A 22591-nucleotide genomic window follows, 5' to 3' on the forward strand; every position below is an offset into this window, starting at 1 on the left:
TATTCATCATTCGCTGCAAACATAAATGACAATTAATACATAGAGTTATAGGTTAGCAGTTATATCATCTTGTGCTAAACAGCGATAAAAGCTTATCTATCCGCTATTTTTATCTTTATATACTTAAACTTAGGGTTATGCGGTATTTTTTAAACCGCGGCGATTAACTTTCAGTAGGTATATCAGTAAGTGCTAAACTGTAATGTGATTATGGCAAATTAGGCTCTAGATATGAAAGCGCCACCACCCCGTTACCGAGATGATGGCGGTTCTGCGCTAACAAAACTCTAACTAAAACTCTTGCTAAACAGCGTATTAACGAGCATTAGCTTTATATAACTCAACAAAAATACGCTTATAGCTGTTTACTAAACGGTCAAATAAGCTTTTCATTTTGATATCTCTACATAGTGGTTGATGGTGTGAGTGGAGCTGGGCTTTACCGGGCGGCTTCACCGGAGTGCCCTAATCGGCTCATCTACAAGACAGTATATTAACGATAGCCTTCATTAAGGACAAACGATTAAAATTGATATTAATCATTAATAAATCTAATTAATAAAAATGTGACTGACTACTTATTAAACTGTGTGTCTACCTCAAGCTCCTGTTTTAATGTAGATTTATTTATTTCAGCTCGATGTTTTTGGTTAGCGAGATTAATGCTTTAAATGTTAAGTGTTGTTAAATGGTTGTTTTATGCGTTATGGGTAGGTTGGCTGCTAAAACAATGACTTTTTATTGTGAAGGGTGGCCGCCTAGCATGTTTTTTATATTTTGGCAATGGCGTTGGAGGGTGAAGTGTGTCGTCCGCCGCAAAACCCAGTATTGCTGGCGTGATTGATTGATTTGAATCAATTCATAATGGTATAAAATACCTACGGTATACTTGCGATGCCCTGTTGTAAGTTTCTGAAAAAATTAAATTTAATTGTTTCGCTGTTAATTTTAGGGAGTCGCAGCTCACAAAATTTACCGTATTGTGGGGCACGTCTCAGTTTAATGCTGAAAACGTCTTTTGAGACACTGTTTCATTCAATTTGATTGAAAAGTAAAAATTTGGCGGTTTGGTATATGGCGACATATACAAATCACTTTGAACAATAAAGTTCCTAAAAAAGGCATTTTACGGTGGATGGGGATCTCATCGTAATAATGTTCGCACCACCTAAGGAGTCACCGATGATTGTTGAAGAGGTTGTTGAGCTCTCGCGCTTGCAGTTTGCGCTGACAGCTATGTATCACTTCCTGTTTGTTCCTTTGACCTTGGGGTTAGCGTTCTTGCTAGCCATTATGGAATCACTTTATGTGATGACCAATAAGCAGATCTATAAAGATATGACCAAGTTCTGGGGTAAGCTGTTTGGTATTAACTTTGCCCTCGGTGTTGCCACCGGGTTGGCAATGGAGTTCCAATTCGGAACTAACTGGTCGTATTACTCGCACTATGTGGGTGATATTTTTGGCGCACCGCTGGCGATTGAAGGTTTGATGGCGTTCTTCCTCGAATCAACACTGGTCGGTATGTTCTTCTTTGGTTGGGATCGTTTTAGTAAGCGTCAACACTTAGCTGTTACTTGGTTAGTGGCGCTGGGCTCAAACATGTCAGCCTTGTGGATTCTAGTGGCTAACGGTTGGATGCAAAACCCAGTCGGTAGTGTATTTAACTATGAAACCATGCGCATGGAGATGACGAGCTTTGCCGAGGTGGTGTTTAACCCTGTAGCACAGGTGAAGTTTGTTCATACTGTGGCGTCAGGTTATGTGGCGGGTGCGATGTTTGTGTTGTCGATCAGTGCTTACTACATCTTGAAAAAGCGAGATCTGCCTTTTGCACGTCGTTCATTCGCGATTGCAGCGAGTTTCGGTATGGCCTCTATTTTGTCGGTTATCGTATTAGGCGACGAATCGGGCTATAAGGTCGGCGAAGTTCAACGCGTTAAATTAGCTGCGATTGAAGCCGAATGGCACACTGAGCCAGCTCCTGCTGCATTTACTGCTGTAGGTTTCCCAAATCAAGAAACCATGCAGACCGATTATGCGATTAAAATTCCTTATGCGATGGGGATTATTGCAACGCGCTCTCTCGATGAAGAGGTGACTGGTATTCGTGACTTGATTGCCGAACACGAAGTGCGTATTCGTAACGGTATGAAAGCCTATACCATGCTAATGGAGTTACGTGCGGGTAACGAAACCCCTGAGCTGCGAGCCGCTTTTGAAGAGGCTAAAGTAGACTTAGGCTATGGCTTACTGCTTAAGCGTTACACTGACAATGTGGTTGATGCTACCGAAGAGCAAATTCAAGCTGCAGCGAAAGATTCTATCCCATCGGTCGCGCCGATGTTTTGGAGCTTCCGCGTAATGGTTGGTCTTGGTGTGATCATGCTATTTGTGTTTGCTGCCGCCTTCTGGCAAAGCACGCGCCACCAAATCGAAGAGAAGCCATGGGTGCTTAAAGCTGCGCTATACAGCTTACCGCTACCTTGGATCGCGATTGAGTGTGGTTGGTTTGTCGCCGAGTACGGTCGTCAGCCTTGGACCATTTCAGAGGTCTTGCCTACCTTCATGTCGGCATCGAGCCTAAATGTCAGCGATCTGTGGTTCAGTATCATTTCAATTACCTTGTTCTATTCAGTGTTGTTAGTTATCGAGCTGTTCTTAATGATTAAGTTTGCTCGTAAAGGCCCTAGCAGCCTGAAAACGGGTCGTTATCACTTTGAACAACTAGATGCTTAAGCCGGAGATCTGATTATGTTTGATTATGAGATATTAAGATTTATCTGGTGGGCACTGATTGGTGTGCTATTCATCGGATTTGCCGTCACCGATGGTTTCGATATGGGGGTGGGGGCATTACTGCCTATTATAGGCAAAGATGATACCGAGCGCCGTATCATGATTAACTCGATTGCCCCCCATTGGGATGGTAACCAAGTATGGTTAATCACCGGAGCAGGTGCGCTATTTGCCGCTTGGCCTATGGTGTACGCGGTATCCTTCTCGGGCTTTTATGTGGCGATGATGTTGGTGCTGTTTGCCCTGTTTATGCGTCCGGTGGGTTTCGATTATCGTTCGAAAATTGAAGATCCAAGATGGCGTAAGAGCTGGGACTGGGCATTGTTTGCCGGTGGCTTTGTCCCGCCGCTGATCATTGGTGTGGCATTTGGTAACTTGTTACAAGGTGTCCCCTTTAACTTTGATGAGTTCCTACGTGCAACTTATCATGGTGGCTTGTTTGGTCTGCTTAACCCATTTGGCTTGTTAGCGGGCTTGGTGAGTGTAGCAATGTTCATGATGCAAGGTGCCGCTTGGTTGCAGATGAAGACTGAAGGTGAGCTGCGAGTTCGCGCTGCGAAAGCCACTCAAGTGTTTGCACTGTTATTGGCCGTTCTGTTTACTCTTGCTGGTGTCTGGTTAGCCAATGGGATTGACGGCTATGTGATCACCTCTGCACTCGATACCCATGGTGTGTCAAACCCAACCTTGAAAACGGTTGCTGTTGAGGCTGGAGCCTGGTTAGCGAACTATGATAAGTACCCTGTGACTATGTTGTTCCCAATCTTGGGGATAGCAATGCCATTACTGGCCTTGTTAGCAAGTCGTTTTAACCGCTCAGGTTTTGCGTTCTTGTTCAGCTCTGTTGCCGTTGCTATGGTTATTTTGACCTGTGGCGCTGCTATGTTCCCATTTGTTATGCCATCATCACTTGAGCCCAATGTGAGCTTAACTATGTGGGATGCGACTGCAAGTCATTTTGCATTAAGCGTGATGACATGGGCCGCCGCTATCTTTGTGCCGATAGTACTGAGTTACACTATTTGGACTTACTGGAAGATGTTTGGCCGCTTAAGTCGTAGCTACATCGAAGATAACAAGACGTCACTTTACTAAGGAGCCGACATTATGTGGTACTTTGCTTGGATTTTAGGCATTTTGCTGGCGTGTTCTTTCGGTATTATCAACGCCTTGTGGTTAGAAAATACTGAAAACATGGACAGAGACGCAGATAAACAAGATTAATCTCGTCGCTAAGATAAGCGTCGCTGCCTAAATATGGCTGGTCGCGTTATCTCTAAACCCCGTACTTTACTTTGGTAGATACGGGGTTTTTTATTGGGTGATAGATCGCTAAGTGCTGGTCATGCAACTCATTAACCTCATCAACTTAGTTTCGGTGACTTAGTTTCGGTGACTTAGTTTCGGTGAGTTAGTTCATTAAGGCGTAAGCGACTGGGTTACTCTGCTACCTAAACTTTCAATAGCTCAAGTGATTGAGTTTATATTGTATTTATCCATTTGCTCTCACTGTCATGTTATTGATAGATAGCCATTATCGTGATGTTAAGGCCAGTTCTAATGGCCTGTGGCATGAGCTTCCTGTGTTGGTCTTGCACACGTTAATTGAGCGAAGAGGTACCGTAGTTTTGCTAGCATATACACAGGACGAGAGGGCGTTGGCTGTGTCTATCGCTGTGGGCGGCGCTTGGCTGATGGGGCTATTGGGTGTCGAAGTCGCTTGCCAATGCTACAGAACACTTAGATCTAGGGCTTAGCTAGATCTATGGCTTAGCTAGATCTATGGCTTAGCTAGTGTTCTAAGACCGATAGCTTAGGTGGGGATCTAAAATGGATGGCTTAGATAATGGCTCTTAGATAATGCTTTGATATAGAAAACTTAGATGGGGCAATGAGGTTGGGCTAGTCGATATCAGAGCCACCAGGCCATTGATTATGTCGATGGCCAGGTGGTTTTTCGGAAGGTTATTTAAAGATGCTGATCTTCTGTTTTATCTCATGGGCGAGAGTCGATAAACCTTCTGCGGCATCAAGGGTTTCATTGGCGCGCAGTTCACCCTCGCGAGCCAGTTCAGTGATTTGATGCAAGTTACGGGTTATCTCATCGGCCACTGCGCTTTGTTGCTCTGTTGCACTGGCAATGCTGCTTGAGGTGATGGCTAGCTCACCGATACTGGTGGTGATTTGATTGAGCTGCGATGCAACCTCTTGGCCCTGATTGGCGGACTCTGTGCCCAGTTGTTGGCTTTGCCCCATTTGCTGGGCGGTAACCTTGACCTGTGATTGTAGTTGAGTAATGGTCTGGCTTATTTCAGAAATTGAAGACTGAGTGCGCTGGGCTAAGGTACGAACTTCATCGGCGACCACGGCAAACCCGCGTCCTTGTTCTCCCGCGCGGGCGGCTTCAATGGCGGCATTGAGTGCCAACAGGTTGGTCTGTTCAGCGATGCTGTTGATCACTTCGGTCACTTTACTAATCGCTTCACTTTCTTTACTGACGTTTTCGACACTGATGTGACTCGTATTGAGTTGCTCGCTTAAGGTGTTTAATCCTTGCACGACCATACCTAGCTGTTGATGGCCATCACGCGATGCACTGTCAACTTGCTGACTGCGATTCGCTCCTTCACCAGCATGGCTGGCCACATCACGGATAGAGGTCGACATCTCTTCAATAGCGGTGGCAATTTGATCGGTTTGTGCCATCAATGCTTGCGACTCTTCACCGTTGAGTCGAGCAGTTTCTTGGGCGGTTTCAGCTTGAGTTTCTAAGGTATTAACCGAGGTTTGTAGTGCATCAATTAGGCTTCTGAGGCTAGTCGCCATTTGGTGCGCGCTGATGGTAATTTTATCTACCTCGTTATCACTGTCGCTTGATACCGTGGCAAATTGCTGTGACAAGTCGCCTTCACCCAGTTGGGTGAGTTGGTGTTGCAGCACGCCTAATGGCTTAAGGGTTTTAAACAACACTAAAGAGAGGAGCAGGGTAATAAACAGAATACCGAACAATGCTACTGCCGCATTGATAGCCAATAAAGTTAGGCTTTCTTCATTGAGCTCGCGCATTTTGGTTTGCCCCAGTAGGGTCCATTGCCAGCCTGGAATATTGAGTGAATAAGCATACATGGCTTCATTTTGGCTATTGAGATACTCATGCTCACTTTTATCTTGCTTGGCTTGCTCAAGACTTATGCCGTCTAACATGCTGTCAGTGAGCGGTGTGTCCGCCTTTTGGTTTGGCTGTGAGATAATCATGTTATCGCTATTTCGCAGTAGGGTGAAATAGCCCGACTCTTCTAGCTTGAGTTTATTCATCGACTGGCGCAGTACTGACAGGGAGTCGGTGATATCGAAGCCGATATAAAGGATACCTATGATATCGCCAGCGGGCCCAGTTATTGGCCGATAAACTGTCATGTAATCCTTACCAAACAGCTTGGCGTAACCTTCATACTCTTCGCCTTTGATGATCGCGGCGTATCCAGGGTGCGTCGTACCCAGATAAGTGCCTAAAGCGCGTTGACCATCGGCTTTTTTCAATGAGGTTGAAATACGGATAAAATCATCGCCGTCACGCACAAATATAGTGGCATTGCCGCCCGTGAGTTTCGAGTAACGATCCACCTTACTCCTTGAGGCATTAATTTGTTCGCGTTCATGCGCTAATGCCGGCGTAGAAGTACCCAGTACCTTGACGGTTTTATCGGGTTTATAAAATTGCCCCGGATACATGGTACGCAAGATATCGGCGTTGCGACGAGCTAGTGATAATAAGCTGCTATATTGCAGCTCGATAAGGTCGGCGGTGCTGTTCATTTGCGCCTTCATGGCGCTAATGCCTTTTTGTTCAAGCACGTTACTGGCTGTGATATAGGAAACACTGCTAATAATACTAAATACTATGATAGTGAGTATAAAGGCGAGCACGCCTATCTGCTTCGCGACTGGCCAATGTTTGTAATTCATCCGTCTATCCATGCCTGTTTATAATTGTGTGATAATTATATATAAATTAATCTGCTAAAGCTTGATGTAGGTCTACTTCAACTTAATAATTATAAATTAGATGGTTACAGAGTAGCGCATACCTGCTGGCATACTTTACGATGTGTTTTTGACCTGCACCAAGGGATTAGCCTTGGTGCAGGAGCCTTGTGTAAGGTGTGGTGATTTAAACTACTCACTTATGTGTCTAACTTATGCAGCTAACTTAAGTGGTTATCGTAAACGCTGGCGCTGGATGTTAAATTACTGCGTTGCCCCTTGTGTTACTGTGGCGGTTTATCATAAGCAACTGATACATGGTCGGTACCCACACTAACGATAATAGGGTCGTTAATAAGGTGCCACCGGCAATAGCAATCGCAAACGGGGGCCAAAAGCCGCCGCCCGCAATAATTAAGGGAATAAAGCCGCCTATGGTAGTAATAGTGGTTGAACCGATATGGCGGCCACAGCTACTGACCACCTTGATGATATCGCCGATGCTTTCATGGCGCTTATTGGGCATATCTTCTAGCTCAGCCAAAATCACAATGGCCGCATTAATGGCCAGTCCCATGAGGCCTAAGAGGCCGATTATCACGGTAAAGCCAAACGGATAACCCAATAGATAGACCGCCAGTAATCCCAGCCCAGCAGACTGGGCCGCGCTAAATAAGATGATGGCGGTAAGCCTAAATGAATTAAATGACAGAACCACAGTGGCCAGCAATAGGGTGATCACCAAGAGGATACTCGACAACAGATTACCTACCGCTTCATTACGTTTGGCGCTTTCGCCGCCAACCTCAATCCGATAGCCTGCCGGCAATGGCAGCTGCGCAATGCGCTCCAGTGCTTGATTAAGCACAGTTTGCGGTAATATGCCGCTGACTATATAGGCTTCGATACTGTTGACGCGCTGACCGTCACGTCGGGTAATCGCGCCTAGACTGACATCGACACGACTGGTCGATAGCGCCGAGAGGGCGATGCTGTTACCACTGTGAGACAGTAAGGTGATTTCGGCTAACTTGTTTGGCTGCTCTCGAGTGGTTTGCTGGCTGCGCACTCTTATGGGCAGAGATTCGGTTTGTTCTAGTATGCTGCCGCCCACGATCCCGGAGGTGGCCATTTCAATTTGCTGGGCGATGTCGGTAAGCGTCAACCCACTCATCATGCTGGCATCTTCATCGACTTGAAACCACACCTTAGGCGCGCCTGCACTGAGCGTGGCGCGTGTGTGGATCACATGCTCTGTGGTGATAAGCACCTTGCGCACCGCGTCACCCATTTCACGTAAGGTATCAAGGTTTGGACCGAAAATTCTTAGCTCAACGGGCGCGTTAAAGGGCGGACCTTGCTCCAGCTTCCTAACGATCACCTGCGCCTGTGGAAAGGCATTATCCAGCTGCTGCTGAAACGCAGGGATCAAGCGATTGGCCGTCGCGAAATCGGCCACTTTAACCATAGCCTGGGCATAGTTACTGGCCCCTTGTTGACGTTGCAGCAAGTTATAGTAGAAGGAGGGCGCGTTGGTGCCAATCATCCAGTCGAGACGCAGGATCTCACCGCCTGCCCGTAGGGTTGTATCAATCTGTTTCACCACTGAGTGGGTGTGCTCAATACTCGATTGTGGTGGCAGGTAAACCTCGATTTGAAACATATCGCGATCCGAGGGAGGAAAAAACTGCTCGGTCATCTGCCCAGCCGCCATGAAACCTGAGACGGGTAAAATGCCGATGATGATCGCCGCCCATAATGGTCGTTGCAGTGCATGTTGCAAAGTGAAAGTGAATGCGCGGCTAAGGGCGGGAAAATCAATGCCCTTTTGATACCACTTGTTGGCGCTGGCTGTGGAGCCAAAACGACCCGCTAATCCGGCAATCAAGGTGTGGGATATTAAATAGGAACCCAGCAGGGCAAACATCACAGAAATGGCAATACCGCCGACAAACTCACCCGCCGCGCCAGGCATTAACACAATCGGTGCGAAGGCCAGCATAGTGGTGATGGTGGAGCCAGCGAGTGGCAACCATAAGTGTTTTAAGGTATCGCCCACGGCGGTGAGCCTGTTAAGACCTTGCTGGCGACGCTGCGCGATAGCATCGACAATCACAATGGCGTTATCCACCATGATCCCCAGCGCCACGACTAATCCAGTGACGGACATTTGGTGAATAGGTAAGCCAACGTATTTCATGCAGGCGAGGGTAAACAGGGCGGTGAGCGGTAAGGACAAGGAGACGATCACCGCATTACGAAGCCCCAAGGTCAGCATCAACACCACTAAGATGATGATAAAACCTAATAGCAAGCTGCCGATTAAGTCACTGAGCCGCTCTGTGGTGTAGCCCTCTTGATCGAACAGCCATTGAATTTCAACGTTAGCCGATAGCTCAGTCTGCATCTGCTCAACCACAAGGTGTACTTGTTGTAACCACAGATCGACTCGGGTGGTATTAAGCATGCGAGCTGCCACCATGACCCCTTGTTGCTGCTCTATTAAGGCGATGCTGCTTTGGGGCGTTTTGGCTTGGCGGCTGATGTGAGCAACTTCGGCTAAGCGAATAATTTGGCCGTTAGCATCCACTTTTAACGGTACCTGTTTTATCCGCGTGACCGAGTCGAGTTCGCCAGACACTTCGACTAGGGCGCGAAAACTGGCGTTATTAATTTCGCCAGCAGACACTTTGGCGTCGGCGTTCGTTAAAATCTGGGCGATAGCTGCTGGGCTCAGCCCGAGTTGATTTACCTTATGGCCATCGAGTTGCACCAAAATTTCTTCGCTAGGTGCGCCATAAAGCTTGACGAAATCTGTGCCACTAATTAAGCGTAATTTATTCTGTAACTCTTTGGCATACCTATGGATAATGTCGAGTCTAGGGGCGGTATCGCCTTGCCATACTAGGCCTAAAATGGCGGTGTTGGCGTAGCCTAATTGATCGTCAAAGCGCGGGTTTTGCGCACTGGCAGGCAGCTGACTGTTAGCATCGCTGAGCAGATCGCGCGCGCGCGACCACACGGGTTCGGTATCGATGACATTGTCTTTGAGTTCAAGTTGGATAACCGAGATCCCGGGCCGCGAAGTCGATTGAATTAATTTAAGTTCTTCCAATCGACGTAGCTGATTTTCAAGCACTTCGGTCACCAAGGCTTCGACGCGCTCTGCCGACGCACCAGGGTATGGCGTGACGATAGAGGCGAAGCGGTTAGTGATGTTGGGATCTTCCATGCGTGGCAGGCTGTTAATGGCACCGAACCCGGCTACTATCAATAGCGCGATCACCAAACTAGCTAGGCGACCATTTTCGACTATAGCTTTGATCATCGTCTACCTCGGTGCCGGGACGGAGTGAAGAGTGACGATTTCATCGACGACGCGTTTATGCAACCCAGTGGTGACATAGCGTTCACCATGCTTAAGCGCGCCGGTGACAAAGGCGTGTTCGCCGCGAGTGTAGAGAATATCGACGTCTCGGCGTTCGATACGGTAGCGCTCTTGGGCCTCCGGTATTAACACATAGAGGTTCCACAGGCCACGCAGGCCGTCGGTCAGTGAGGTCAGCGGTATCCAAAATCCCGGCTGTTGGATCGTTTTTTCATAGTACAGATATGCCAGCTCACCATTTAATGCCGGTGCGTCACTGGGCAAGGTAAAGCGCACTGCGACGGTGCGAGTCACAGGGTTGACCTCGGCGCTGATCCCTGCAATTTGGGCGGTGTAACGCTGTTGATTTACCGATAAAGGTAGCGACTGGCCTGCTTGTAGTGTTTGGGCAATATTGACCGGAACACCAATAATGGCTTGTGGGTTACCTTGTTCTACAAGAGTAAATAGCGGCGAACCTAGGGCGACTACTTCACCTAAGTTGTTATTTCGAATTGCAATGATGCCATCAAATGGTGCCACAAGTGTGGATTTGCTGATGCGCAGTTTATTGGCTTCAATGGCTGCGATTAGCCGTTGCCTGCCCGCCTGTAAGCTATTGAGTTGCCCTTTGAGTTCATCAAGTTGTTGCTCTGAAGCGAAGCCTTGCTGTTTAAGGAGCAAACTGCGCTCTAGGGTATTTTTAGCCAATTGTAGATCGGCACTGTTTTGTGCCAAATTGGCTTCAAATTCACGCTTTTCAGCCTCTAATAATGCAGTATCAAGACGGGCTAATACTTGCCCAGCAGCCACATTATCACCACTATCGACCGTCAGTTGTTTAATTTTTCCGGCGAGCTCAAAGCCGATACCTGTGGTGTTACCTGCACGAACGGTGCCTGTAAATTGTTGCTCAAACTGATAGCTTGGTGCTAACTCTAATAGAGCGGTTGCCACTTTAGGGGCTGCTTGCACGATAGTCGGCACTTCACTGGGTTGCTGGCACGCGCTACTAGTGACGGCTAACGCTAAAATGAGCAGTACGGTCGTTGACGTTGTGGCGCTAAATCGTTGCATTATGAGTGGGCTCTCTCTTTGGTTAATGTTAGGTAGCGATTACGTTAAGGAAATGCTAGTCTAATTTGTGTAAACTAGACTGTCTAGTCTAGTTTGCGGTGAGTTAAAAAATAGTTAAGTATTCAATTGATTAATCTGTTCAATATTCTCTGGAGAATTAATGGCGCATTCATCGGTCAGTCGTAGCGAACAAAAACGTGAACAAATATTGGCAGCGGCTATTGAGCTGTTCTGTGGGCAAGGGTTTCCCCATACCAGTATGGATGAGGTAGCTAAGAAAGCCGGGGTCTCTAAGCAAACGGTTTACGCTCATTTTGGTAGTAAAGATGAGCTCTTTGTGGCGGCGATAGAGTCTAAGTGTGTGGTACACCAAGTCACCGAATCACTCTTCTCTTCACCCGAAAAGCCAGAGCAGGCATTGCTGCAATTTGGCTATTACTTCAGTGATATGGTGCTGTCCGCCGAGGCCATTGATGTGTTTAAGGCTTGTGTGGCACAAGCCGACACCCATCCAGACATTTCAGCCTTGTATTTTAGTGCCGGCCCTGAGCACCTTATTGTCTTGTTAGAGAGCTATTTTATTGAAGTACAACGAGTTGGCCATTATCAGTTTGGTGATGCTCGTGATGCGGCAGTGCGTTTATGCCTTATGTTATTTGGTGAGATGCGCCTAAAGTTAGAGTTAGGATTGGCGGTAGAGGATATCGTGCCCCATCGCCTGCAGTATATTAAAGAGACGATAGAGATGTTTTTGCGAGCCTACCGTAGTGAAATTTGAGCGTAGATAAACCATAAACAGCAAGATCACGGCGAAATAGCTCACGTTTGTTGAGCTATAATCTGGGCGCGGATGATCGGTTTACTGCGCAGATGCGTAATGCTAACGCTTTACCTGTATACAGCGTCTCATTACAACACAGAGTCTATTAAACAGAATGAATGGCCTTGGGCGGTGAGTAATCTCAGTTGACCTGTATCTGCTGCAGGTCAACGTTAGTCTTAATCGTTTGGTGTGATGGTAAGCAATAGTGCGCTCAATATCAGCAACAACTGTTGTTAAGGGATCAACTTATTGCTGCAGTGAGCTTTATCCTGTTTGGTCACGATCATCCATATATTGGTATATTGCTGCGATGGAGTTTGCATGATTTTTTATAACAACAGCCGTTTTTCTCGTCTATCGATCTCATTACTATTTGGGGCGGTTGCCACCCTAGGGGCTAGTGCGCCTGCTGTGGCCAAACCATACTCGCCGCTTACGTTAAGCGTGTCTCGTATTGCGACCTTTGATGCTGAGGTGAATAACACCGGCTATGAGGTACAGCGAGATACCTGGTTGTTTGGTGTTAAGAGCGATATACCACTTAACCAGCAGTGGTCTATCAGTTTAAATGCCAACTATGACAAGTTAGATTTTGACTGGTCTGGCAGAGGAGCGGGATTAATGGCGGGCCAGCTGTCCCCTTGGTCATCAGTTGACCGTTACAGTGCCGGTGTGGGGCTGAGTTATCGACCTAATCAGCGCTGGATGTTCCTGTTTGCGCCTAAGATCCAATACGCTTACACAGAGGATGCCTCGCGATCAAATGCACAAAGCTATGGTGTGGTCGCCTCAGGTATGTACCGATTCAATAATGGCAATATGTTGGGGCTTGGTGTCGCTTATTTAAACGATATTTCAGAGGTTAGAACCGTGCCTTATTTGGCGGTTAACTGGCAAATTAGTGACAGACTCAAGTTGGGCAATCCATTTTCGGCTGGTTTTAGTGGTCCAGCAGGTTTGGAGCTGAGTTATAAGCTGTCTGATGATATCGATGCGGGAGTTGGTGCATCGAAGCGTACTCAACGATTTTTAGTTAAAGATGATAATGTGGCCGTCGAAATCGACGAGTGGGCGAGCTTTGTGCGTGCTGGCTGGGTGGTGAATGAGTCATTATCGCTCAACGGTTATATAGGTTATTACTTTAATGGTGAAATGGAGCTGAGTGACCCCAATCATACCGATACCCTAGATAATCAACTCGCTATGGCATTTGCAGCGCAATATAAGTTCTAATATAAGCGCTTGTATAAGTTTCAATATGCGCTGTTCATATACGCAAGTTTGCGTTCAATATCTGAGTGAAATTTTAATGCGGGTTAGGCCGGGTCATTAAGGGCCCCAAAGAGAGACGGTTAAATAAATGAGCCCAGCCAAGAGTGCTGGGCTCATTGTTTATTAGGCTGTGTGATGTGTTGCATAAGAGTTCGTGATTCACATCAATAAGTAATGTTAATAAGCACCAACAACTCGCATCAACAACTAAGAGCAATAATTCGCTCTATTCCAAAATAGCGCCAGATGGTGATGAGCGTTTATGTTAGCTCCGTTCCAATTGTTGGTACCTTATTGTCCCAGCATTGCCGCCTTTAGACTGCTTTGTGCTGGTGAGTCCCCAAGCCAAATATTAAGTAAGGCTTGTCTAAAATCTTCACCTTGAATATTTGCCTGTAATTGGTTGTTTTTATAGGCACTGACGCCAACGCCCTGAGTGGTCTCAAAGGTAAACTGATCGCCATCCACAATAGGCTCATTAAATAAGGCCATAAAGGTGTCGATGTGTTGCTTAATTGGAGCAACATGGCCTTGGGTGGCATCGTCAAACCCGGTGATAATGGCATCGCTCATTTTGTCTGAGGTGATCATCCCTGAGGTAATATTAAGCCGTATCACAGCCTTGGGGGCGTTGATAATGGCCTCAACGTCACTGCTTGGCTGCTGAAGGTAAAGACTGCCTACATACAAGTCCATAAAGAATTTACTGCGCACGCCAGCGCCATTGAGTTGCAAGGTGTTGTCAGCTAATTGAATCGTTTCAGCCACTTCGACATCGGCGATCGTTTTGGCATTTGCCAGACTGGTCATCAGTAAAGGCAGCAATAGGGTTAAGGTGGTAATGGGTTTCATCGTCGGTCTCATTTTTAGTTATTGGTTTGAGTCATGGGTGCCGTGGTGGCGATGATGGGGCGAGGTTAACCTCGCTGACCCACTTGGTATTGGCCACTTTGATGAAATATCGCCGCTTGTTTTTTCTTTGGGGAGATCAGTAGTGGGCCGTCATCAAAAAACAGGAAACACTTCCAGTTGCGTACAAAAACATCCCATCGAGTTTCAATAACTTGATATTTTTCATAGCAAAAGTAGATTGGGGTGTCATTTTCCCAGTCAAAATGATGATGTAATATTTCGGGCAGTTCGGCCGCTTCGCTGTCCCATGCGCTTTGCCAATGGTCGGTTTCAAGCCAAGCATCGGCTTTGGCTGCCCAGTCGCCCTTGGTAAATTGCTCGGCGCGGCTGCTCTTGTTACTTATCCATTTATTCCACACCTCCATTGATGATTTTTGATCAAGGGGCTTAATCAATGCCTTGTCATCATCAGTGACAGGAAGATCTTTGTGATTGAAGATCCATTTACGTTGGTATTGTTCGAGTGGAATATAAGTATGTGCCACAGAGCCTCGCTATCGAAATTGGGTGAGATATGCAAAGGCGTATTATACGGTTTGAATGCGAGCAAGGGAAAGGGCGCCAGCGGATAAATCTTTGCGATGACGCCCTAGGGCCTGTTGATCTTTGCTGGTCATTTCTACTGCGTTCTCAGCTTTTTATGTAGAATCACTACACCACAAAGCTTCTGCCTTGTATAAAATACCCAACAATTCGCTGCCAAAACAACCTTGAAAGATCAACAGGCCCTATCGCTTAGTCGCCGAGCTGCTGGATATAGCTTATCGCGGCTTGGTTATCTTCATCTAGGCTTAAGACGTTTTCAAAGCAGGCGCGTGCGCCATCGATTTGGCCGACATTGGCGAGAAAAATCCCCAGTTTTAACATTACCGGAATATCTTGCGGATATTTATCCAGATAATCCAGGTAAGTGGCTAACGCGTCTTGGGCATTGTCGTTTAAGTACAAAGCGTGAGCGTATTGCGGCAGATATTCGTCGCTATAGGTAATAATTTGGGCATATTGCGCCAACGCCAGTGGCAGGCGGTTAAGCTTTAAAGCCAGTAGGATTATCTGCTTTAACTCTGCTTCTTGTCGCTGTTCGATGGGGGTTGCCTGCACGGCATCGAGCGCCAGCTCTAGCCGGTTTTCGAGCCGATATTGATAACTTTTGGCTAAGTTATGCAGACGGGTAATATCAAGATCACTGTCGACATAAGGGGCGGTGTACTGCACCATTTTTGTGATGCCCAGCAGGTGTTTGTAATGTAGCAGAGCATGCAGTTTTTTAAAGGCATTGTTGAGTTGTGGTACCGCAGGCTCATCGCTGGGATCGATAAACGCCTTGACCACAAATTGAGCATGGTATTGCTGTCGAGTGTTTGCCAGTTCGCTTTGCTGAGCCGTTGTTAATTGTGCGTATAGCTGCGGATGTTGCTGTTGCCAAATAAGGGCGCGTCCCCACTGCGCATCTTTATCCCAGCGCTCACATAAGGCGTGAATATCCACTTCAGCTTGATGCTCTGCAAGGCGTGAACTTACCCGCGCGATAGCCTCATCAACTAATTGACTTAATGCGTTCGTGATGTCGCTAAAAGCTTGATAGTAAAGACGGGTATTGTCAGTCACATCTTGCTGTGACCAGTCATCGACTTTTTTGGTGGATAAAAAGTGGCTAAATTCATAATAACCATAAAATTTAACCAGCTTTGCTAGGCCAGAGTAGTTAGCGTTGATACTGCTTTCGATGTTGTCGAGCTTGCTAGCTAATGCGCCTATACGCTCTGGATACTGATGCGCCGCTTCTATTTGGTCGACCAATTGCAGTGCGTCTTGGTTGTAGTCATTTAACTGCGCCAGTTGTTCGCTAGTGGCCTTTAAGGCGTCGAGCGTGCTGCCAAGTAACTGACATTTCTTGTCGATACTCAATAGATGCTGGGCTGGGGCCAGCAGCGCGCGTTGCTTAGCGCTGATCTCAGCTAAGGTGATGTCATGGGCATTGACCTGTTCAACCCCGTTAACCTTGGCGGCATCAGGTGACAGATTGATATAGCGCGCCCCAGGGTAGGCCTCGATTGCTGCTGCCAGTGATTGTATGGCATACATGAGCTGTATCGGAGTTTCCGCCATTTCACCACAATTGGTTTCAACCCACTCGTACATAATCCCCATGTCCGGTCCAAGACTTGCGCCATAGGTGCCTGCGGTGTGGGTGATACCCGATTGCGAATGGCAAAAATCGACGCCGCACAACAAAATTCGGCTAAAACCCATCTCCCGTGCAATTTCGATAGCGCTATTGGTGACTGTGGGGCCGACGGACTCGATATTGTTGTTATCGTGGTCACTGTTCCAAGGTAAACGAGAGCCGGTATAGAGCGCGGCGCCGCGCCATTGACCGATAATTTGCGGGGTCACATGGTAGGAGTAGACGAGCAACGTATCGTGCTCCAGTGACATCAACTCTTTATTGACATCAAAACTTATCGATTGTGGGTCGACCGAGACAATGATGTCAGGTTTTATCTCCAGTTTGGCTAATTTGCCCACAATGCGTGAGGCGGCAATGATCACCAGTCGGTCGGCGTTGGCTTTTATCCAGTCAATATTGTTATCGAGGGAGGGCCCACCGCCTAATACGATGCAGGTTTTATCATTAAATTGGCCACGCAGTACTGAGGCGGGTTGCAGGTTTTCGGCTACATTGGTTAGCTGAGTCTTGATAAACAGCTTTTGATTAAAGGCTGTGCCTAGGCTAAAGGATTCATGCTCAACCTTTTTTTCGACTTCAGCATTGAGCTCACTGTAGGGCTCTAAATAATTACCATCGACGGCAATTGAGCGATGAATGGCGTACTTACCTTTGACTAAAAACACATTATTGCGGATATCGGCAATGGTCTCGTTAAGCTCATCAAATGAGATCACGCTTATCTCATCAGCGAGGTGCTCAGGGATGTCGATAGACAACATGGAGAGCACTTCTGGCAGCTCAACAAAAATAAACTTAGCCCCATCGGCAAGTGGATGCTCCATGACATAATTGGCCAGCAGCCCAGAATCGAGGCCGATGATGATATGTAAGGTATCGGGTTTAGATAAGGCCTGTTTGAAGCGCTCGTTATACAATGAAGTGGAGTCAATTTTTTCAAATATATTGCGATTGATGCTGGGCAGGTAATATTCGCCAAAGCGGCTGACAGCAAAGCTTCTGGAGATTTCTGGTGGATTATCTAACATGATGTCCTCATTCGTCGGTTCAAATTGTGCTTGACCAGTGATGAGCATAGCCTACCTGCTAATGCTGCGGATTCAAATGGGTTTCCTATCTTTACTGGCGAAATTTGCTGGCGAATTCGCTGTTAATCATTGCTAGCGACTTACGGTTGGCATGCTTACTTTGCCATGGTTGGTTATCTGCCTTGCTTCATGGTTGACCCCAATATCGGGGGGAGGCTGGTAATCCTATCAACTGGCTTGTGAGCTGCTATCAAGTGCTATTTGCTGTCTTTGATGCGTCAAAGTGAGATGTTTGTCACAAAAGTGGTGAGGTATAGGCCAGAGCATTGCATGTATGACGGCTTATTGTCGCTTGTATTCACCTTGCTTGGTGCCGCGGTATTTTACTCATAGGGTAAAAAGTGATTAGCTGGCTGCCGGTGAGTCGATAAATCGTACAATATGAGTAATGTGCTGCACTACAAGGGCAAATATAGTTAGACAATTAAGATTAAGTTACTAAAATTAAATGCGTTTATAAGTTTACTTTTTGTCTGGCTTTATCTATGAGTCTGCCTGATGTTTGGTTATCGCGATGGGCGGTATGTGTTATGCAGCAGCTTATATTTTTAGTGTGAACTCCATTATATTGGGTATCAGATTTCGCTACATTCATTTTAATTTTAGTCGTGCTGTTTAAAGCAGCTATTTGGAGACTATATGTTTAACAATAAATCCATCCTCATAACTGGCGGTACGGGCTCATTCGGTCAAAAATACACCAAGACAATTTTAGCGCGTTATAAACCTAAGCGGTTGATTATTCTCTCTCGTGACGAGTTAAAACAGTATGAGATGCAGCAGGTCTATAACGATCCTTGCATGCGCTATTTTCTTGGCGATGTGCGCGATGGCGATCGTCTTATGCAAGCGTTTAATGACGTCGACTTTGTTATTCATGCCGCGGCAATTAAGCAGGTTCCTGCAGCCGAATATAATCCCATGGAATGCATCAAGACCAATATTTACGGCGCTGAAAATGTGATTAAAGCAGCCATAGCGAATAATGTGACTAAAGTTATCGCATTATCTACTGATAAAGCAGCATCGCCTATCAATCTATATGGTGCGACTAAATTAGCGTCGGATAAATTATTTGTTGCTGCTAATAATATGGTTGGTAAAGGCAAAACACGTTTTGCAGTTGTTCGTTATGGTAACGTCGTAGGCTCTCGTGGTTCTGTTGTGCCATTCTTTAAGAAGTTAGTAAGTGATGGGGCTGATCACTTACCAATAACTCATGAAGAGATGACTCGCTTCTGGATAACGCTTCAACAGGGAGTAGATTTTGTATTAAAGAATTTTGAACGTATGCACGGCGGAGAGATTTTTGTGCCAAAAATACCATCTGTACATATTAAAGACCTAGCTAAAGCCTATGCTCCTGATTTAGAAACTAAGATAATTGGAATCCGTCCTGGTGAAAAATTGCATGAAATTATGTGTCCAGCAGATGACTCTCATTTAACGCTTGAATTTGACGATCACTTTGTGATCTGCCCTAGTATTAAATTTTATAACGATGAACATTCTTATACGCACAATTTAATTGATGAGGTCGGTACACCAGTTGATCAAGGTACAGAGTACCATTCAGGTAAGAACCCAGATTTTCTTTCTGTAGAGCAAATTTTAGAGTTTGATAAGTTAGCAGAATTGTAGTTTTAGTTCGTTTTGACATTTATAGGGATTTGCTTATGAAACCTAAGATACTCGCTATTATTCCTGCAAGAGGAGGTAGCAAACGAATAAAACGAAAGAATATTAAACCATTTTTAGGGCAAGAAATTATTGCTTATCCTATTAAGGCCCTTCTAGAATCTGGTGTAGTAGATAGGTTAGTTGTTTCTACCGATGATGTAGAGATAGCTTGTGCCGCCAAGAAGTTTGGCGCTGATGTCCCCTTTATGAGAAGCGCTAAAAATGCTGATGATTTTGCAACTACTTTTGATGTCGTTGAAGAGATTGTTACACAATTAGAGGAACAATATGATTACGTATACTGTGTGTATCCAACATCTGTATTTGTAACCAGTGATTTAATTAAAGATGCACTTAATACACTAAATATAAATCCTAGCGCTACTAGTATTGTTACTTGTGTTGCTTATTCTAATCCAATTCAACGTTCGTTATCTTATAAGGATGGATATCTTCAATCCAATCACCCTGAGTTCTATAATACACGATCTCAAGATTTGCCGAAGAACTATTCAGATGCAGGTCAACTATACTTATTCAAACCTGATGTTGTTCTGAAAAGCAAAAGATTAGTTACCGATAAGTGTCTGCCGTTGGAACTTGATGAAAGCCAGACTCAGGATATAGATAGCGAAGTTGACTGGGCGCTTGCTGAACTTAAATATGGCTATATGGTTAATTAAGTGGAAAAAGTATTATTAATAGGTAGTACAGGGTTACTCGGTAGTGCTTTATCAGCGCACCTTAAATCATCTGATCAATATGATGTTTACGGATTGAGCCGGCACTCAGCTAATGCTGATATACAGTTGGATATCAGCAACACTGAAGATGCATTGGTTTTTTTTGCGGAGTTAGAGCCTGATTATATTATTAACTTGGCTGCTATAACTGATGTGGAAGCATGCCAACGCAATTTAGACTTAGCGTATAAAGTTAATTGTAAAATCGCTGAAAATGTATCTTTGTATGCTGTGAATTTTTCTAAAAAGCCTGTGTTTATAGTCCACATTTCTACTGACCATTTTTATGATGGAGAAGGTGATTCGAAAGAAAATGATATTGTTATGCTAAATAACTATGCAATAACAAAATATTGTGCAGAAAAATCACTTCCAATCGAACAGTCTGTAATTTTAAGAACTAACTTTTTAGGACGTTCATACGTTAGTTCGGCCGCCAGTTTAACTGACATTATGTATGCTCGATATCATTCAGGTAGCGATATAAAACTTTTTAATGATGTTTTTATCTCACCATTATCAATGAAGACATTATGTAATGCGATTTCGGTGTGTCTACAGAAAAAGATTCCAGGCATATATAATGTTGGATCGAAAGAAGGATTAAGTAAAGAAGCGATTATTGTCAATTTTTTTAGATGGTTAGGTATTAATAATTTTAAATGTGAAAGTATATCGATAGATAGCGTGCCTCAACTTACTGTTAGGCCGAAAGATATGAGGATGGATGTTAGTGCTTTTGAAAAAGCCTATAATTATATATTACCTAACTTAAACGATGAAATTAGAGAAATAGCATATGAATATAAAGCGTCAGATATCAAGTGTGATTAAAATTGGAAATCGAGTTATTACTCGTGAATCTTTTCCTTATTTTATTGCCGACATCGGAGCTAACCATAATGGTGACCTTTCTCGTGCAAAAGATCTTATTTATTTAGCTGCAGAAGCAGGTGCCGATGCAGCTAAATTTCAACATTTTAAAGCTGAAACAATTGTTAGTAAGGCTGGGTTTGCGGCTTTAAAAAGACAATCTTCTCATCAAGCTAAATGGAAAAAATCTGTTTTTGAAATATATCAAGATGCTTCAATATCTATGGATTGGACTCAGTCGCTAGTTGAAACCTGTAAAGATGCGGGTGTTGAATTTTTTACTAGTCCATATTCATTATCGCTGGTTGACTATATTAATCAGTATGTATCTTGTTTTAAGGTAGGTTCAGGAGATATCACTTGGCTTGAAATTATTGAACATATGGCTCTTACAGAAAAGCCATTGTTTTTAGCTTGTGGGGCATCGACAATGGATGAGGTTAACGATGCCGTCAATGCGGTTTTAAAGCATAGCGATCAATTAGCAATTATGCAGTGTAATACCAATTACACTGCCTCAAAAGAAAATTTTCGATACATTAATCTTAATGTTCTAAAGACGTTAAATGCTATGTATCCCAATGCTATTTTAGGTTTGAGCGATCATACTCCTGGGCATTCGACAGTACTTGGTGCAATAGCCTTGGGAGCGAACGTCATTGAAAAACACTTTACAGATAGCAATGAACTTGAGGGGCCAGATCATAAGTTCGCTATGAATCCACGATCATGGCGCGCAATGGTTGATGCTGCACAAGAGTTGCATCTTGCATTAGGTACAGGAGTTAAAAAAGTAGAAGAGAATGAACGCGAAACGGTGGTTTTGCAAAGACGCGCTATTCGGTTGAAAAAAGGTATGAAAGCAGGACAGGTTATTACTGAGGCTGATATTGAATTTTTGCGTCCATGTCCTCTTGATGCATTAGCGCCAAAAGAAGCCGCCCTAGTGTTCGGAAAGCAACTTACTCATGATTTGTCAGCTGGAGCATACTTAAAATGGACATCGCTAAAGTAGCACTGGTTATTCCTGCTTATAATGAAGCTGAAACTATTCAATCAGTAATATGTGCTTTGCGGGATAAGATCACTGATAGTGATATCATAGTCGTTGATGACGGCTCAAGTGATGATACTGCAGAAAGAGCCTCTAGTATGGGGGTGATACTGGTGCGTTTGGAATATAATCAGGGGTATTCCAACGCGATTAGTCACGGTTTTGCTCAAGCTATAGCCTTAGATTCGTACGACTATATAGTGACTGTCGATGCTGATGGCCAACATGATCCTGTGTCAGTGTTAGCTATGATAGAAATGGCACAGGAAGAAGATGATATCATCATTGGGCAACGACCAAAAACGGCTCGCTTTTCAGAATGGCTATATAGCCTCTATTTTCGATATAAGTTTGGTATTAAGGACCCATTATGTGGACTTCGTTTATACAGACTAACACTCTTCACGCAATATGGCGCATTCGAGACATTTGATTCGATCGGCACAGAGTTGATGACCTGGGCTTTAGTTAATCATAAGCAATTTAAGCTGCTCGATGTTGTTATTAGAGATAGGCTAGATAAGCCTAGATTTGGTTCGGGAGTTAGAGTGAATTGGCGTATTTTTAAAAGCCTGCTCTCAACAATACGCTTTGTAAACTCACATTCCTAATGTTTGAAGGAGTATCTCATGTAGAGACTCCTTCGTAAGTGTCCGCTAAACCACAGCTTTATCATTTAACCTGAACTTGGGTTAAGAGATAGAATGATTACCGTACTCGTTTTCAAC

At 45.0% G+C, this 22591-nt stretch carries 16 protein-coding genes; 10 read left to right on the top strand and 6 right to left on the bottom strand.

Going from position 1 to position 22591, the window contains the following annotated elements:
* Window positions 1-1182 precede the first annotated feature (1182 nt).
* The 3 genes from DVO77_RS04275 to cydX are packed head-to-tail and all read left to right on the top strand — an operon-like array spanning window position 1183 to window position 4023.
* Entirely contained in the window at window positions 1183-2739 is a 1557-nt protein-coding gene (locus tag DVO77_RS04275) for a cytochrome ubiquinol oxidase subunit I (RefSeq protein WP_110456421.1), read from the top strand.
* Between the two features lie 15 nt (window positions 2740-2754).
* Window positions 2755-3894: a cytochrome d ubiquinol oxidase subunit II gene (gene cydB / locus DVO77_RS04280; protein WP_110456420.1), complete on the top strand. Its 1140-nt coding sequence runs from the start codon at window positions 2755-2757 to the stop codon at window positions 3892-3894.
* 12 nt (window positions 3895-3906) lie between these two features.
* Window positions 3907-4023, top strand: coding sequence for a cytochrome bd-I oxidase subunit CydX (cydX, locus tag DVO77_RS04285; protein WP_110456419.1), 117 nt, complete (start codon window positions 3907-3909; stop codon window positions 4021-4023).
* A gap of 741 nt (window positions 4024-4764) precedes the next feature.
* Here cydX and DVO77_RS04290 read toward each other — a convergent pair.
* The 3 genes from DVO77_RS04290 to DVO77_RS04300 all read right to left on the bottom strand — a co-directional run bounded on the left by DVO77_RS04290 (window position 4765) and on the right by DVO77_RS04300 (window position 11227).
* Window positions 4765-6765 (bottom strand): methyl-accepting chemotaxis protein, encoded by a 2001-nt coding sequence (locus tag DVO77_RS04290; RefSeq protein WP_110456418.1) that lies wholly within the window; start codon window positions 6763-6765, stop codon window positions 4765-4767.
* Window positions 6766-7042: 277 nt separating this feature from the next.
* Window positions 7043-10111: an efflux RND transporter permease subunit gene (locus DVO77_RS04295; RefSeq protein WP_119977457.1), complete on the bottom strand. Its 3069-nt coding sequence runs from the start codon at window positions 10109-10111 to the stop codon at window positions 7043-7045.
* 3 nt (window positions 10112-10114) lie between these two features.
* Window positions 10115-11227 carry an efflux RND transporter periplasmic adaptor subunit gene (locus DVO77_RS04300; RefSeq protein ID WP_119977458.1) on the bottom strand — a complete coding sequence of 371 codons (1113 nt, stop codon included), beginning with the start codon at window positions 11225-11227 and terminating at the stop codon, window positions 10115-10117.
* Between the two features lie 160 nt (window positions 11228-11387).
* Here DVO77_RS04300 and DVO77_RS04305 point away from each other — a divergent pair, with 160 nt between their 5' ends.
* Both DVO77_RS04305 and DVO77_RS04310 read left to right on the top strand, forming a co-directional pair.
* Window positions 11388-12005, top strand: a complete 618-nt coding sequence (locus tag DVO77_RS04305; protein ID WP_119977459.1) for a TetR/AcrR family transcriptional regulator — start codon at window positions 11388-11390, stop codon at window positions 12003-12005.
* Between the two features lie 366 nt (window positions 12006-12371).
* A complete protein-coding gene (locus tag DVO77_RS04310; protein ID WP_110456414.1) occupies window positions 12372-13283 on the top strand; it encodes a DUF6268 family outer membrane beta-barrel protein in 912 nt (303 codons plus the stop codon).
* A gap of 330 nt (window positions 13284-13613) precedes the next feature.
* On the opposite strand, the gene DVO77_RS04315 is transcribed toward DVO77_RS04310, so the two are convergent.
* The 3 genes from DVO77_RS04315 to DVO77_RS04325 all read right to left on the bottom strand — a co-directional run bounded on the left by DVO77_RS04315 (window position 13614) and on the right by DVO77_RS04325 (window position 17453).
* Entirely contained in the window at window positions 13614-14174 is a 561-nt protein-coding gene (locus DVO77_RS04315; RefSeq protein WP_110456413.1) for a chalcone isomerase family protein, read from the bottom strand.
* Window positions 14175-14239: 65 nt separating this feature from the next.
* The gene (locus DVO77_RS04320; RefSeq protein ID WP_119977460.1) at window positions 14240-14719 is read right to left on the bottom strand and encodes a DUF2947 domain-containing protein; all 480 of its coding nucleotides are present in this window, start codon (window positions 14717-14719) and stop codon (window positions 14240-14242) included.
* 250 nt (window positions 14720-14969) lie between these two features.
* A complete protein-coding gene (locus DVO77_RS04325; protein WP_162924142.1) occupies window positions 14970-17453 on the bottom strand; it encodes a motility associated factor glycosyltransferase family protein in 2484 nt (827 codons plus the stop codon).
* Window positions 17454-18152: 699 nt separating this feature from the next.
* On the opposite strand from DVO77_RS04325, the gene pseB reads away from it, so the two are divergent.
* From pseB to DVO77_RS04350, 5 genes are read left to right on the top strand one after another with little or no spacing between them, the layout of a single operon-like run.
* Window positions 18153-19154 carry a UDP-N-acetylglucosamine 4,6-dehydratase (inverting) gene (pseB, locus tag DVO77_RS04330; RefSeq protein WP_119977462.1) on the top strand — a complete coding sequence of 334 codons (1002 nt, stop codon included), beginning with the start codon at window positions 18153-18155 and terminating at the stop codon, window positions 19152-19154.
* 35 nt (window positions 19155-19189) lie between these two features.
* On the top strand, window positions 19190-19876 hold the full coding sequence (pseF, locus tag DVO77_RS04335) for a pseudaminic acid cytidylyltransferase (RefSeq protein WP_119977463.1): 687 nt from the start codon (window positions 19190-19192) through the stop codon (window positions 19874-19876).
* Window positions 19877-20770 carry an SDR family oxidoreductase gene (locus DVO77_RS04340; protein WP_119977464.1) on the top strand — a complete coding sequence of 298 codons (894 nt, stop codon included), beginning with the start codon at window positions 19877-19879 and terminating at the stop codon, window positions 20768-20770.
* Entirely contained in the window at window positions 20736-21824 is a 1089-nt protein-coding gene (locus tag DVO77_RS04345; RefSeq protein ID WP_119977465.1) for an N-acetylneuraminate synthase family protein, read from the top strand. The genes DVO77_RS04340 and DVO77_RS04345 overlap by 35 nt, the downstream gene beginning before the upstream one ends.
* Window positions 21806-22474 (top strand): glycosyltransferase family 2 protein, encoded by a 669-nt coding sequence (locus DVO77_RS04350; protein WP_119977466.1) that lies wholly within the window; start codon window positions 21806-21808, stop codon window positions 22472-22474. The genes DVO77_RS04345 and DVO77_RS04350 overlap by 19 nt, the downstream gene beginning before the upstream one ends.
* The last annotated feature ends 117 nt before the right edge of the window (window positions 22475-22591 follow it).

The sequence above is a fragment of the Shewanella algidipiscicola genome, from assembly GCF_003605125.1.
In the GTDB taxonomy this organism is placed as follows: domain Bacteria; phylum Pseudomonadota; class Gammaproteobacteria; order Enterobacterales; family Shewanellaceae; genus Shewanella; species Shewanella algidipiscicola.